10 protein-coding genes and 1 pseudogene are annotated in these 15,296 nt (G+C 47.5%); 7 read left to right on the forward strand and 4 right to left on the reverse strand.

Annotated elements, in window-relative coordinates:
• Positions 1 to 243 precede the first annotated feature (243 nt).
• From AEA42_RS16525 to AEA42_RS16545, 6 genes and pseudogenes are all read left to right on the forward strand, one after another.
• Positions 244 to 1,398 carry a metallophosphoesterase gene (locus tag AEA42_RS16525; RefSeq protein WP_055648306.1) on the forward strand — a complete coding sequence of 385 codons (1,155 nt, stop codon included), beginning with the start codon at positions 244 to 246 and terminating at the stop codon, positions 1,396 to 1,398.
• Between the two features lie 173 nt (positions 1,399 to 1,571).
• Complete coding sequence (locus AEA42_RS16530) at positions 1,572 to 2,366, forward strand: transporter substrate-binding domain-containing protein (RefSeq protein WP_055648307.1); 795 nt, start codon at positions 1,572 to 1,574, stop codon at positions 2,364 to 2,366.
• Between the two features lie 199 nt (positions 2,367 to 2,565).
• Complete coding sequence (locus tag AEA42_RS16535) at positions 2,566 to 3,675, forward strand: efflux RND transporter periplasmic adaptor subunit (protein WP_037421088.1); 1,110 nt, start codon at positions 2,566 to 2,568, stop codon at positions 3,673 to 3,675.
• The gene (locus AEA42_RS16540; protein ID WP_055648308.1) at positions 3,675 to 6,815 is read left to right on the forward strand and encodes a multidrug efflux RND transporter permease subunit; all 3,141 of its coding nucleotides are present in this window, start codon (positions 3,675 to 3,677) and stop codon (positions 6,813 to 6,815) included. The genes AEA42_RS16535 and AEA42_RS16540 overlap by 1 nt, the downstream gene beginning before the upstream one ends.
• A gap of 155 nt (positions 6,816 to 6,970) precedes the next feature.
• A pseudogene (locus AEA42_RS22965) lies at positions 6,971 to 7,042 on the forward strand (AraC family transcriptional regulator); the annotation flags it as partial.
• Between the two features lie 153 nt (positions 7,043 to 7,195).
• Positions 7,196 to 7,669 carry an NYN domain-containing protein gene (locus AEA42_RS16545; RefSeq protein WP_055648309.1) on the forward strand — a complete coding sequence of 158 codons (474 nt, stop codon included), beginning with the start codon at positions 7,196 to 7,198 and terminating at the stop codon, positions 7,667 to 7,669.
• Positions 7,670 to 7,681: 12 nt separating this feature from the next.
• Here AEA42_RS16545 and AEA42_RS16550 read toward each other — a convergent pair whose 3' ends face one another.
• The 3 genes from AEA42_RS16550 to AEA42_RS16560 all read right to left on the reverse strand — a co-directional run bounded on the left by AEA42_RS16550 (position 7,682) and on the right by AEA42_RS16560 (position 13,481).
• Positions 7,682 to 8,950 carry an HD-GYP domain-containing protein gene (locus tag AEA42_RS16550; RefSeq protein ID WP_055648310.1) on the reverse strand — a complete coding sequence of 423 codons (1,269 nt, stop codon included), beginning with the start codon at positions 8,948 to 8,950 and terminating at the stop codon, positions 7,682 to 7,684.
• A 135-nt stretch (positions 8,951 to 9,085) separates the two neighbouring features.
• Positions 9,086 to 12,229 carry a multidrug efflux RND transporter permease subunit gene (locus AEA42_RS16555; RefSeq protein WP_055648311.1) on the reverse strand — a complete coding sequence of 1,048 codons (3,144 nt, stop codon included), beginning with the start codon at positions 12,227 to 12,229 and terminating at the stop codon, positions 9,086 to 9,088.
• Positions 12,230 to 12,242: 13 nt separating this feature from the next.
• Positions 12,243 to 13,481, reverse strand: coding sequence for an efflux RND transporter periplasmic adaptor subunit (locus tag AEA42_RS16560; RefSeq protein WP_055648312.1), 1,239 nt, complete (start codon positions 13,479 to 13,481; stop codon positions 12,243 to 12,245).
• A 639-nt stretch (positions 13,482 to 14,120) separates the two neighbouring features.
• On the opposite strand from AEA42_RS16560, the gene AEA42_RS16565 reads away from it, so the two are divergent.
• Complete coding sequence (locus tag AEA42_RS16565) at positions 14,121 to 14,741, forward strand: TetR/AcrR family transcriptional regulator (protein WP_055648313.1); 621 nt, start codon at positions 14,121 to 14,123, stop codon at positions 14,739 to 14,741.
• Between the two features lie 92 nt (positions 14,742 to 14,833).
• Here AEA42_RS16565 and AEA42_RS16570 read toward each other — a convergent pair whose 3' ends face one another.
• Positions 14,834 to 15,262: an OsmC family protein gene (locus tag AEA42_RS16570; protein WP_055648314.1), complete on the reverse strand. Its 429-nt coding sequence runs from the start codon at positions 15,260 to 15,262 to the stop codon at positions 14,834 to 14,836.
• Positions 15,263 to 15,296: the final 34 nt, after the last annotated feature.

Genomic DNA, 15,296 nt, shown 5'->3' on the forward strand with positions numbered 1-15,296 from the left:
TTGGAGGTACTCAGGCGGCCTGATTATCAAATCCCGGAGAAAGAATTGCTGGCGGCCTGGGTATTATTCGCCAATCAGTTGCTCAAATATGGCTATGCTATGGCTGATTTATGAGGGGATCCTTCAGGATAAAGCGTTCTCACCATGAAAATATCCCAACATAGGATCCCTTGCCCTACCAAGTCATTAACATTATGCTAACCAACCCCACATAAGCCACGTTTCATAACTCAGGAGCTTTGAATGCACACGCTCTTCCGCCATGGTTTCGGTCACTCGACACCTCAACCACAGGATATATCTTCGCTCGCATTAAAGAAGAGACTCACTTCGGCTCAGGCTACACTGTTTACTTTGCTAAGTTTATTTTCTGTTGGCGCATTTAGCACTGAACTTACGCCATCATCCGTGACCGATGGTCCTTATGTTTTCCTCGACCAAGGTAACCAAAATACCGCCTACTGGATCTGCCAGAGTCAGTTAAAACAAACCCCTATCGCAAACAATCAATTGGCTCGCCCAAATGATTGTGGCAACTTGCCACAGCCCAAACGCCATACCGATGCTCCCAAAGTTGAAGCTGATACCTACACTCATGCAGGCAAGATAGTGGCCTTAAGCGATGTGCATGGGCAATTCGATGTGATGATTAACCTGCTGAAAGCCCATCAGATTATCGATGAAAATAATCACTGGACCTTTGGTGACGGCCATATGGTCATGACGGGAGATATGTTCGACCGTGGTCACCAAGTTAACGAAGTTCTGTGGTTTTTATATGAGTTAGATAAGCAAGCCCAAGCCGCTGGTGGTCGATTACATTTACTTATGGGCAACCACGAGCAAATAGTGTTTCGCGGCGACTTACGTTATGTGAATGAGCGCTATAAAACCTCGGCGGAATTACTCAATCGCAGCTATGATGCGCTGTACAACAAAGACACCGAAATCGGCCGTTGGCTTCGCAGTAAAAATACTCTAGTAAAGATCAATAATCTGCTGTTTATGCACGGTGGAATAAGCCCTGAATGGGTCGAGCGTAAACTCAATATCAGCGATGCTAATCAGTTATTCCGTCAACATTTAGACGATAAAAAAGAAGATTTAAAACAAAACGATCTGTTGAATTTCCTGTTTTTCACTAATGGCCCCACTTGGTACCGTGGCTACTTTAAAGATGCACTCGCTGAACCCGAAATCGACCGAATCCTAAACTACTTTAAGGTTGATCATATTATCGTCGGCCACACTTCACAGGAACGAGTACTTGGACTTTACCATAATAAAATCATTGCAATAGATAGTAGTATTAAGGATGGTCAGTCAGGAGAATTATTACTGATAGACGACAATAAACTCACCCGCGGGCTATATAAGGGTGAGCAGGTAGCACTTTAAATCGATTCAGGGCTTATAGGTTTAATCCATAAGCCCTTTTTATTATTCAATAAAAGGATAACGAGTCGACTCCATATCGAGTAAGCGATAACTTACCTCTCTATACAAAATTCAACTCATCGGCTTAACACCCCCTATACTCAGCAAATAACGCTTTAACGTTAGGGATGCGTATGGACTTCAAACTGCTGATAAATTTAAGCCTTGTATTGCTGTTGTTAGGATTGCCTTCCCGCAGTTTTGCAGGACGAGATTTAAACTTAGTTGCGACCAATTATCCGCCCTTTTATGCCGATTCGTTACCCGAGCAAGGTGGCGTAGCCCAAGTCGTTAAAGAGGCCTTTAAACGCCAAGGCTACAATGCCAGCGTTAAGTTTTATCCCTTTGCGCGAGCAGCATTACTGGTAAAAACCGGCCAAGCCGATGGCATTATTGGACTTTGGTACCGCAAAGAACGTGAGCAATGGGCGCATTATTCTGCACCGATACAAGCCGTACAGATTGTCTTCTACAAACGTAAAGATAATCCGTTACGTTTTAGTCAATTAAGCGAACTTAAGCCCTTTACCATCGGCATTGGCCGCGGTTACGCCAATCCACCCGAAATAGCCGCCACAGGACTCACGACAGAGGAAGGTAATTCCGACGAAATGAATCTTAAGAAATTGTTTCTAAAACGCATTGACTTAGTGTTAATCGGCCACAATCTTGCTCAATATTTAATCAAGAAAAATCAAAGTGAATATGCCGATACTTTCGAGCAGGTAGGAGACCCCATCGCCACAGAGGTATTCCATCTGGGCGTCTCTTTGGCGATAACGGATCAGTCCACCTTGATCGACGAATTTAACAAAGGCCTTGAAAGCATGGGCCAAGATGGTCGTCTTGAGGCAATTTTAAGCCAGTATCCGCAAATTCAATCAGCCGTAGATCCGATAGAAAAAATACGAACACAAGCACATCCTTAGCAGAATAACTCAGCTATCGTATGCACTTCGAATGGGGCGAATGAGATTGCCATGGGGTATCTCGACACAAAACACAATTTCTTTCACTTTCGAGTGCTTAACTTTACAAACTTTTACCCACCTGATGACGGTTATTCACTAGAATAGCGCCATTAGTGCTAACGCCTGTTAACCGTCTTTGTGCGAGATAATTATTCCAATGAAAAAAACCATAATAGCCATTGCCTTAGTTGCGGCGGTTGCCGCCGCTGTGAGCTTTAGTGATGTATTGCAGGCTGCCAAACCCGAAAGTGCCCCCCAGCTTATGCGTACCGTGCCGGTTGTCACAGGGGAAGTGGTTGAACATCCACTGGCTCAATCTATTTCACTGATTGGTAAACTGGCCGCTGAGCGCGCAGTGGTGATCGCGCCGCAAGTCACCGGCAAAATTAAACAAATTGCCGTGACTTCGAATCAAACAGTGAAAAAAGGCCAGTTGCTAATCGAACTCGATGATATGAAAGCTCAAGCCGCGGTGGCTGAAGCCAATGCCTTTTTAAATGATGAAACCCGCAAGCTCAGAGAGTTTGAAAAACTTATCAGCCGCAATGCCATCACTCAAACCGAAATCGATGCTCAAAAAGCCAGTGTCGATATTGCCAGAGCACGCTTAGCCTCTGCGCAAGCAGATTTACATTATCACTCACTGATCGCACCTTTTGCCGGTAAAACCGGCCTGATTAATTTTAGCGAAGGTAAGATGGTAAGTATTGGCACAGAGTTAATGACCTTAGATGATTTATCCAGCATGCGACTGGACTTACAAGTGCCTGAACATTTTCTGTCACAACTTAGCATTGGCATGCCAGTATCGGCCACCAGCCGAGCTTGGCCAGGACAAACCTTTATCGGCAAAGTGGTCGCCATCGATCCCCGCGTGAATGAAGAAACCTTAAACCTGAAGATCCGCGTACAATTTGAAAATAGCGATAATCGCTTAAAACCTGGCATGATGATGTCATCAACCATCACCTTCCCACCGATTTCGGCCCCCATAGTGCCAGTGCAAGCCCTAGAATATTCAGGCACTAAGCGCTATGTGTATGTGGTTGGCGAGGATCATATCGCCCATCGCACCGAAGTGATTTTGGGTGCCCGTGTTGGCGACCAAGTGCTTATCGATAGCGGCCTTAAAATTGGCGATAAAGTGGTGGTTCAAGGGCTTGTGAATATGCGCGATGGCTTAAAAATCAATGAAGTCGCTCTTGAAGCTAAGAATAGTAATAACCGCCCGGCCAAGTCAGACGTCAACACTGCGGAGACGAAATAATGTGGCTGTCCGATGTCTCTGTTAAACGCCCCGTCGTCGCGATCGTTTTAAGCTTATTGCTGTGCGTGTTTGGCTTAGTGTCCTTTACTAAACTTTCAGTGCGGGAAATGCCCGATGTTGAAAGCCCAGTGGTGACAGTCAGCACCAGTTATTCCGGTGCATCGGCAGCGATTATGGAAAGTCAAATCACCAAGACTCTTGAGGATGAACTCACGGGGATCAGCGGTATCGATGAAATCACCTCTACCACTCGTAATGGTAGCTCGCGGATCACGGTCAAATTCCTCCTCGGTTGGAACTTAACCGAAGGGGTGAGTGATGTGCGTGATGCCGTGGCCCGTGCCCAGCGCCGTCTGCCGGAAGACGCTAACGATCCTGTAGTATCGAAGGACAATGGCTCAGGCGAACCCTCCGTGTATGTGAACTTAAGTTCAACCGTGATGGACAGAACCCAGCTGACCGATTATGCCCAGCGGGTTTTAGAAGACAGATTCAGTCTGATCAGCGGCGTGAGTTCCATCAGCATTTCGGGTGGTCTTTATAAGGTCATGTATGTCAAGCTCAGACCCGAGCAAATGGCGGGGCGCAACGTCACCGTCACCGATATTACCAGCGCCCTACGTAAAGAGAACATCGAAACCCCTGGCGGCCAAGTGCGTAACGATACCACAGTGATGTCGGTGCGTACCAAAAGGCTCTATTACACCCCAAAGGATTTTGACTATTTAGTCGTACGCACCGCCAGCGACGGGACACCTATCTATTTAAAAGATGTGGCCGATGTTGCCGTGGGCGCACAGAATGAAAACTCCACCTTTAAAAGTGATGGTATTGTTAACCTAAGCTTAGGGGTGATCACTCAATCCGATGCAAACCCATTAGTAGTCGCTCAGGAAGTCCATAAAGAAGTCGATAAAATTCAAGACTTTTTACCCGATGGCACCAGTCTTGTAGTCGACTTTGACTCCACCGTCTTTATTGACCGCTCAATCAACGAGGTCTACAACACCCTCTATGTCACTGGCGCCCTCGTGGTGTTAGTGCTGTATATCTTTATCGGTCAAGCAAGGGCAACCCTTATCCCCGCGGTAACGGTTCCAGTATCATTAATTTCCGCCTTTATTGCCGCCAACATGCTAGGTTATTCAATTAACCTACTGACATTAATGGCATTAATCCTCGCCATTGGTCTCGTGGTCGACGATGCGATTGTGGTGGTCGAAAACATTTTCCACCATATCGAAAAAGGCGAAGAGCCGCTGCTTGCGGCTTACAAAGGCACGCGGGAAGTGGGCTTTGCGGTCGTGGCAACCACCGCGGTGTTAGTCATGGTGTTCCTGCCGATTTCATTTATGGATGGCATGGTCGGTTTACTCTTTACCGAGTTTTCCGTGATGCTGGCAGTGTCTGTACTGTTCTCATCCCTCATTGCCCTCACGCTAACGCCAGTATTGAGTAGCAAATTACTCAAAGCCAATGTAAAACCTAACCGTTTCAATCGCATTGTGGATAGTGGTTTTGCGCGCATGGAAAGGGTTTACCGTGTGGGTGTAACCCATGCGATCCGCTTTAGATTACTGGCACCACTGGTCATTCTCGCCTGTATTGGCGGTAGTGCATGGTTAATGCAGCAAGTCCCCTCGCAATTAGCGCCGCAGGAAGACCGCGGTGTACTCTACGCCTTTGTGAAAGGCGCCGAGGGCACTAGCTATAACCGTATGACGGCGAACATGGATATCGTCGAAGACAGATTAATGCCACTCCTTGGCCAAGGTGTATTGCGTTCTTTCAGTGTGCAAGCCCCTGCCTTCGGTGGTCGTGCTGGCGATCAAACTGGCTATGTGATCATGCAGCTAGAGGATTGGGAACATCGCAATGTCACGGCGCAACAGGCGCTCGGGATTATAAGTAAGGCATTGAAAGATATTCCCGATGTGATGGTTCGCCCTATGATGCCAGGCTTTAGGGGGCAATCGAGTGAACCAGTACAATTTGTACTGGGTGGCTCAGATTATGCGGAACTGTTTAAATGGGCACAGGTGTTAAAAGAGCAAGCCAATGCCAGCCCGATGATGGAAGGCGCGGATCTGGATTACGCCGAAACCACACCGGAACTGATTGTCAGCGTTGATAAAGAGCGCGCAGCAGAACTTGGGATCAGCGTCGATGACGTCTCACAAACCTTAGAAGTGATGCTCGGCGGTCGTAAAGAAACCACCTATGTGGATCGCGGCGAAGAGTACGATGTGTATCTGCGCGGTGATGAAAACAGTTTTAACAACGTCGGCGATTTAAGCCAAATCTATATGCGTTCAGCCAAGGGCGAATTAGTCACGCTCGATACGGTCACCCATATCGAAGAAGTGGCCTCAGCGCAAAGATTGAGCCATACCAATAAACAAAAATCCATCACCCTTAAGGCCAACATCAGTAAAGGTTACACCTTAGGCGAGGCCTTAACGTTCTTGGAAAACAAGTCCATAGAGTTATTACCCAAGGATATTTCCATTGGCTATACCGGTGAATCAAAAGACTTTAAAGAAAACCAAAGTAGTATTTTTATTGTATTCGGTTTAGCGCTACTGGTGGCTTACTTGGTACTCGCTGCGCAATTTGAGAGTTTTATCAACCCCCTAGTGGTGATGTTTACCGTACCAATGGGAGTATTTGGAGGTTTCCTCGGCCTGTTAGTGACCAGCCAAGGTATTAACATCTATAGCCAGATCGGCATGATCATGTTGATTGGCATGGTGACCAAAAACGGGATCTTAATTGTCGAGTTTGCCAATCAACTGCGTGACCGAGGTTTAGCCTTAGATAAAGCCATTATCGATGCCTCAACCCGCCGTTTACGCCCGATTTTGATGACGGCCTTCACCACCTTAGTCGGCGCGATACCGCTGATTTTCTCAACGGGCGCAGGCTCTGAGAGCCGGATTGCGGTGGGGACTGTGGTTTTTTTCGGCATGGCCTTTGCGACCTTTGTCACCCTGTTCGTCATCCCGGCAATGTACCGTTTAATCTCGGCCGCGACCCATTCACCGGGTTATGTTGAAGCAAAACTCGAAGCGGCCATTAAAGCACAAGAGTTAGCGGCACAAGAGGCAGCCAAACAGCAGGAACAAACGGCAAAAGCCTAATTTATCGCCATGATGTAAACAGGCGCGAAATAATGCGTTTGCTTAAATCATAAAAGCCAAGGGAGCAGTCCCTTGGCTTTTTCATTTAGGTTTCAGATGAGTTCCTTCTATGTTTTATTCAACCTACATGATCTGCAAAATCAAGTCCGACGCATAACAGTAACAGCGCCTTTATCAGCTTTTTTAAGCAATATACCGGCACCACACCGGCGCAATACTTTAAATAATCAATCCATTAACCTAACTAAAAATCCGTTAAGTAAAGCTAAACTTGGCCATTACCGACTAGATCCATTGCTGTTTTTGCCTGCTCGCGCCATTAGCTACCTTGCTGTGCTATAGTGCACAGAGTCTTCCAACTGATAGCCATAACTTATCCCTTGAAAAGAATCGCCCTCTTTGTCGATGTGCAAAACATTTATTACACCTGCCGTGAGGCCTATCAGCGCCAGTTTAACTATCGTAAACTCTGGCAACACTTGAGTGCGCAAGGAAATATTGTCAGTGCTGTCGCCTATGCCATTCATCGAGGTGATGATGGCCAGCTTAAGTTTCAAGATGCTTTGAGACATATCGGCTTTGAGTTAAAACTTAAGCCCTTTATCCAGCGCAGTGACGGATCAGCAAAGGGAGATTGGGATGTTGGGATCACAATTGATGTACTCGATACCGCTCCCAATGTGGATACCGTAATACTGCTTTCTGGCGATGGTGATTTTGCAATCTTGCTTGAGAAAATAACGCAAAAATATGACGTTAAGACAGAAGTCTATGGCGTCCCCCAACTGACAGCAAAATCACTGATGGATGCAGCAACACAGTTTAATCCGATTGATGATGCTTTACTGCTCTAACAACAATGAATATTAAGCTGAAAATTCTTGGGTTGATAATTGATAAAAATTATCTATATCTGCCAACAAAATGCTGTAAACACCTGCATCTAACTGCCCTTTATCGACCATGGGCTGCATAATGTCGCCAATCTCTGATAGCGATAAAGAGCCTCGATAGGGTCGCTTTTGAGTCAACGCCTGAAAAACATCGACCACAGCAAGAATACGCGAAGGTAAATCTAATTGTTCCTGCTGTTTACTGAAGGGATAGCCAGAACCATCGAGACGTTCATGGTGATTTGATGCCCATTCGCCTATTACAGACTTAGGGAAAAAACGATGTAAAGTATGCTCTGTATCAACGGTATGACGTTTGACAATCGAATACTCTTCCTTTGTTAATTTGCCTTCTTTATACAGCAACAGGTCAGGCGTTTTGAGCTTACCGACATCATGTAATAATCCAGCAACGTACAATAATTCAGCATCGGTATCTGATACACCGCAGTCCTTTGCCACTAATTTTGCTAACAGTGCGACTTTTTCTGAATGGTGAAATGTATAGGGACTCTTAGCATCAACTATTCGAGCTAAAAATCGCGCTAACTGCTTCACCCCCTCAATATCTAATTCTTTGTCGTAAAAGTGATTAGCTTTGAACTCCAGACCTAATAACTCAACATGAGTTGCATCCATGTTGTACCAAAAGCCATCCTTTTTGACCAGTTGACACATTGCATTGACCATTTCTGGTTCAAATAAGGTTCCACTGTGAGCCAATAAATTCTCTGCGACCATACTTTCATGCAATGTAATCAGCTCCTCATGACAACCATGTGTATATCTGGCTCTTAAAAAGTCGGTACGATCCGCTAAGAAAATCAGTGCTGCAATATCACGGTCAAATACGGAAAGCTCATGGGATTGCAACTCAAGCCAAGGTGTGTGGTGGTAAAGAACGACAGGCGCAAAAACATCTAAAATCGGGCATTTAAGCAATGCCTCATAGCCACGTTGACTATGGCACTGCGCATCTTCTGGCTGCATTAATTTGAGCAGACGTAAGTGCTCTTCGGAGGAAGAAACGCCGCAATCATGAATAAGTCCGGCAAAATAGGCAAACTGCTTTTTTTCATCGGGCCAGCCGAGCACATTCGCACATTCGTAAGCCATATAGCCAACCCTATGTCCGTGGTGCAAATCGTCCACCCCAACAAAATCCAATGCCGTCGCAACGGCTAATAAAGCATGCCTTACATCAATATTGACTTTGAAGTCATGGGGCTGAAAGGCATTCATTGAATTTTCCTAATAAATTATTTGTCCTTCACTAAAATATAGTCAATACCTTGATAATTAGCTGCAAAATACAAAAAAGACCTGAAATTTCAGGTCTTTTTATCGATATAAAATAGAACTTATAACACAGCCAAGTTAGACCTCTGATGCTGTACTATGACGGGCGCGTTTTGCTAAGGCATAGTAAAACAATGGTGTCAGGATCAAACCAAACAGCGTCACCCCAATCATGCCAGCAAATACCGCAACCCCCATGGCTTGACGCATTTCAGCCCCTGCGCCTGTCGAAAACACCATGGGCACCACGCCCATAATAAAGGCGATAGAGGTCATCAAGATGGGGCGTAAACGTAAGCGCGCCGCCTCGAGAATCGACTCCATCACTTCCATACCATGGTCTTGTTTTTCCTTGGCAAATTCGACAATCAGAATCGCGTTCTTGGTCGCTAAGCCCACGAGGACGATAAGACCAATCTGGGTGAAAATATTATTATCACCGCCATAGATAAGTACACCACTGAGCGCTGAGAGTAAGGTCATTGGGATAATTAAGATAATCGCCAATGGTAAACTCAAACTCTCGTACTGCGCCGCCAGCACCATAAACACCAGCAGGATCACCAACGGGAACACGAGCAAGCCAGTGTTACCCGCGAGGATCTGCTGATAGGTCAGCTCAGTCCACTCGTAGGTCATGCCTATCGGCAAAGTCTCGGCGAGGATTTTCTCAATCGCCGCCTGCGCTTGGCCCGAACTCACACCGGGTGCTGGGCCACCGTTAATCTCAGCCGTGGTGAAACCGTTATAGTGCATCACGCGATCGGGCCCCGCACTCTGGCTCACATTGATAAAGGAGCCGAGTGGGATCATATCGCCATTCACATTCGGCACTTTTAGCTGACTAATCTGCTGCGGGCTTTGACGGAATGCTTCGTCGGCCTGCATATTCACCTGATAGGTTCGACCGAAACGATTGAAATCGTTGACATAGGTCGAGCCCATATAGGTTTGTAATGTCTGGAAAATTTGATCGAGCGACACTGCCTGCTGTTTCGCTTTAGTCCGATCGATATCCAGTTCAAGTTGTGGCACGTTCACTTGATAGCTAGAGAAAATCCCCGCTAATTGTGGATCGGCCCACGCCTTGTACATTACTTGTTGGGTCACCTGATACAAGGCCTCATAACCAAGGTTGGCTCTGTCTTGAATTTGCAGACGGAACCCTCCAATAGTGCCGAGGCCTTGCACAGGTGGCGGCGGGAAGATGGCAATAAACGCATCCTGAATACCAGCAAATTGCTGATTTAATTGGCCGGCAATCGCATTCGCCGACAGTTCAGGACGCTTACGTAACTCAAAATCATCTAGGGCAACAAACACGACACCCGAGTTAGGACTATTGGTAAAACCGTTGATACTCAAGCCGGGGAAGGCAATCGAGTGCGCCACACCGGGGTGATTTAAGGCGATGTCGGACATTTTCTTGATCACCGCGTCGGTACGCTCGAGTGAGGCCGCATCCGGTAATTGGGCAAATGCCACTAAATACTGTTTATCTTGGCCGGGCACATAGCCCGTTGGGGTATTTACAAATTGCACGCCCGTAAGCGCAACCATGCCCAGATACACCAGTCCGATAATGCCACCAAAACGGATCACCTTACGCACTACATAGCCATAACCTTCTGATGCACGGTTGAATAAGCGATTGAATGGGGTAAATAACCAACCACCAAACAGCTTATCCATCAACCGAGTGAGCGCATCTTTAGGCGCATCATGGCCCTTGAGTAACAACGCCGATAACGCTGGGCTCAAAGTGAGCGAGTTAATGGCCGAAATAAAGGTCGAAATCGTGATAGTCAGCGCAAACTGCTTATAAAACTGCCCCGTTAATCCGCTCATAAAGGCGGTCGGAATAAACACTGCGGCCAACACTAAGGTGGTTGCCACAATCGGCCCAGTCACTTCTTTCATCGCTTTTTGTGTTGCGGCAATTGGGCTTAACCCTGCGGCAATATTACGCTCGACGTTTTCCACCACGACGATGGCATCGTCAACCACGATACCGATAGCGAGCACCAGACCGAACAGCGACAGCGCATTGAGCGAGAAGCCCATCAAGTGCATAAAGGCGAAAGTACCCACCAAAGATACAGGCACGGCCACCAGCGGAATAATCGATGCGCGCCAAGTCTGCAGGAACAGCACCACCACTAACACCACTAAGAGCACGGCTTCGAGCAAGGTTTTCACCACCGCTTGGATAGAACCACGCACAAACACGGTCGGATCGTACACAATTTCGTATTGCAGCCCTTCGGGGAATGACTTCGCCAGTCTTGCCATTTCGGCGCGCACATCGTCGGAGATTTGAATCGCATTTGAGCCCGATGCTTGGAATACCGGAATAGCGACCGCATCCTTGTTATCCAGCAATGAACGCAGCGCATAGCTGGTTGCACCGAGTTCGACACGCGCCACATCCTTAAGACGGATCACCTCACCGTTTTGACCGACCTTGATAATAATGTCTTCGAATTCTGACAGTTCAGTCAGACGCCCCTTAACGTTAATCAAGAGTTGGAAGTCGGCATTACCACTAGGCTGCGCCCCTAAACTGCCCGCTGCCGCTTGCTGATTTTGCTCACGTACGGCGGCAATAATTTCAGCTGGCGACATGCCAAGCGCCGAGACTTTATTCGGGTCAAGCCAGATCCGCAGACTATATTCGCCCGCACCGAATAAACGCACCGCGCCCACGCCTTTGATGCGTGCTAACTCATCTTTTACGTTGAGCGCCGCGTAGTTAGACAAATACAGCATGTCATAACGGTTATCCGGCGACAGTAAATGCACCACCATGGTTAAATCGGGGGATGATTTTTCGGTCACAATCCCGAGGCGTTGAACTTCCTGCGGTAAACGTGGCATAGCACGGTCTACCCGGCTCTGTACTTGGGTTTGCGCTCTGTCCACATCGGTGCCAATGGCAAAGGTGATGGTCAAGGTCATGCGTCCATCGGACGTCGCCTGCGATGACATATACAGCATGTCTTCGACGCCGTTGATTTCCTGCTCTAAGGGCGAGGCAACCGTTTCGGCGATGACTTTAGGGTTCGCGCCAGGGTAGTTGGCGGTGACCACGACCGTCGGAGGCACCACTTCAGGGTATTCGGTAATAGGTAACTGCCAGACGGCAATCGCCCCTGTGATAAAAAATAGCAGCGAGAGAACGGCTGCAAATATCGGTCTTTTAATAAAAAACTGCGACAACATTCTGTTGGATTCCTTAACCGCGGCTCGCTACTTCAACGTCTGGGGTAGTGATATTTTCTTGATGTTTATCAAGCAGTAATTGAGCTTGACGAAGCGCCTCTAGCTGTTCGCTGTCGGCCATATCAACCAGGTGTGGCTCAATTTGCATCTTAGGACGAACCCTTTGCATGCCATTGACGACGATTTTGTCGTCTGCCGCTAAACCTTGCTTAACAATGCGTAAACCTTGAACTTTTTCACCTAGGGTGACACCGCGATACTCCAAGGTGCCATCGTTTGCCACCACTAAGACGAACTTGTTGTTCAGATCCGTGCCCACGGCTTTATCGTCAATTAAGATACCGTCATAGGCGCCGCTACCTGCGGTACGTAATCTGGCGAACAGACCAGGGAGCAAGCTGTTGTCTTCATTGCTAAACGTGGCACGGACTCGAATAGTGCCCGTCTGTCTGTCCATCGAGTTATCGACAAAGTCCACTAGGCCTATGTGTTGATATTCGCGTTCGTTAGCCAGTGCCATATACACGGGATTATCGCCTGCACGAGGGTCGTTACGCTTTTTCTCGGCAGTTAACTTGACGTATTTCAGATAGGTTTGCTCATCCACATCGAAGTAGGCATACATGCTGGCGGTCGACACTAAGCTGGTTAATACACTCTGCCCCGCAGATACATAGTTACCCGCGGTGACATTGGCGTAGGAGGCTCGGCCATCAATCGGCGCGCGCACTTGGGTGTAATCTAAGTCCAACTCGGCGCGCAGCAGCGCCGCTTTCACTGAGGCTACGGCCGCCGTGGTTTGGCGTTTATTGGACTCGCGGGTATCGAGTAATTCCGCAGATACCGCCTTTTGATCAAACAACTTACGGGCACGCTCAAGGTCGTTAGTGGCCAGTTGCTCAGCAGAGAGCGCGCTAGCAAGATCTGCTTTTAACCGGGCCACTTCCGCTTCGAACACACTCGCATCGATACGAAATAGCACATCGCCTTTTTTCACTAAGGCGCCTTCTTTAAAGTTTACCGACGCGATATAGCCAGACACACGTGGTACTAAGGTCACACTTTCTGGCGCCTGCAAACGACCAGTAAATTCATCCCACTCGGTAACGCGCTCATGCAATACCTGCGCAACATCGACCTTAGGTGCACCTTGAGCTTGGCTTTGCTGTGCAGCTGGTTCACCACAGGCCGAAAGGACAAACGCCGCCACGGCAGTCAACATCAATATCCGTAAAGGTGGGTTACTTTTCATCTTACAATCCTCATGTGGCAGGCATTTATCTCGTTTAAGACAGACATCAATGATGGACACTCGGTCAACACCAATAAATACCGACTGGTAAAAAATATTATGTACTGAGCGGTAATATATAGTGTAAAATGACCCTGTCAACTTATTTTGTACCGATAGGTATTTAATTTTTGTGACAGCTTGAAACCATGCAGTTAAGCCTTTGAGGTAATTAGGGCGTGTTGACGTTTCGAGATTAGATTTTGTTCGTTCTGGCAAGCACGTGCTCGCGAAACGAGGAATGATGTGTAGTTATTCTACTCAAATGACGAGCGGCTCTTATGACTGAAAGTAAGAGCAAGGGCTTGCCAGACGAACCCTTCGGGCAGCATTTGGCTGGCTTTTCTGCTGCGTTATCGTCCGTTTATGTAGAATAACTACACTGCACGGACTTTGCCTTGCATAAAAGCCAGCCAAATTGCTGCAAAAATAACCCTGAAACGTCAACACACCCTAGCCACAGCGAACGTGCTATGTGGGCTTGAATGGACGATATATTTTGGTGAGTTACGCACCTAACCCGCAGACAGCAGGCAAGAGTGGCTGGACATGAGCTAAACCCATGTCTATCCTAGGGGCAATTGAGAATTGAGGAGCCTAATGATGTCAACCGTCACCCAGACGCCCTGCGTAGGTCGCCCACGAGCCTTCGATGCCGACGATGCTTTGGCTAAAGCCTTAGAAGTCTTCTGGCGAAAAGGTTTTGAAGGTACATCGTTAACCGATCTCACTCAGGCCATGGGCATCAACAAACCCAGCCTATATGCCGCCTTTGGTAACAAAGAGCAGCTGTTTCTGAAAGCGATCGAGTTATACGAGCAGCGCCCCTGTGCATTTTTCTATCCTTCGCTTGAAAAAGAAACAGCCTATCAAGTGGTTGAGTCCATGCTCTACGGCGCAGCATCTTCCTTAGTGGATGAAAACCAACCCCATGGCTGCTTGATCGTCCAAGGCGCTCTCGCCTGTAGTGAAGCTGGACAAGCCATTAAAGAAACCCTGATCACCCGTCGCCGTGATGGTGAGCAAGCATTATGCGAACGCCTGCAACGCGCAAAGGATGAGGGCGATCTCCCCGCTGATGCCGATCCGCTACTGCTGTCTCGGTATATTGGCACAGTGCTACAAGGCATGGCCGTACAAGCAACCAATGGCATTTGCCCCAATGAATTACGCAAAGTGGCGGAGTTAGTGTTAGCTAACTTTCCGAAAAATAACCCGTAATAGCACGATTAGCATATAACGATTGACATAAACCCCAGTGAACACTGGGGTTTATGCTTTTAAGACGCTAAAAAATCGAGATGAGTATCGAGTTAACACTGGACTTGATGAGTGACCAGACTTGGACGCAGCAGATTGTCATGGACGGGACAACGATTACACACAGTATCTAAAAACTCATTCTTTTGTGCGTCGGTTAAGTCGGCGTCTATGCTGGCATTGATGGCGATTTCTTTAAATCCAACAGGATCGTCCGAGGGTTGGCCTAATAATCCCGCCGAATTCATCACGGCTCTCACATGCACATCAAACCGGTGAATAGTGATATTACGTTCACGCGCAACCATCTTAGCTATCGCAGAAATGCAGCCACCAAGCGAGAATAAAAAGGTCTCTAAAGGGTTAGCTCCTTCATTGGTAGCGCTAGGTTGATCAATAACCAGCAAATGCTCCCGCACCTGCGCTGTAACCTTCCAACCGCTTGCCATATGTGTGGTGACTTCAACAACTTTTTCAGCCATAACAAACTCCATTAGTTTTTTTTCAATCAGATTA

This window comes from Shewanella sp. Sh95 (assembly GCF_001308045.1).
Classification (GTDB): domain Bacteria; phylum Pseudomonadota; class Gammaproteobacteria; order Enterobacterales; family Shewanellaceae; genus Shewanella; species Shewanella xiamenensis.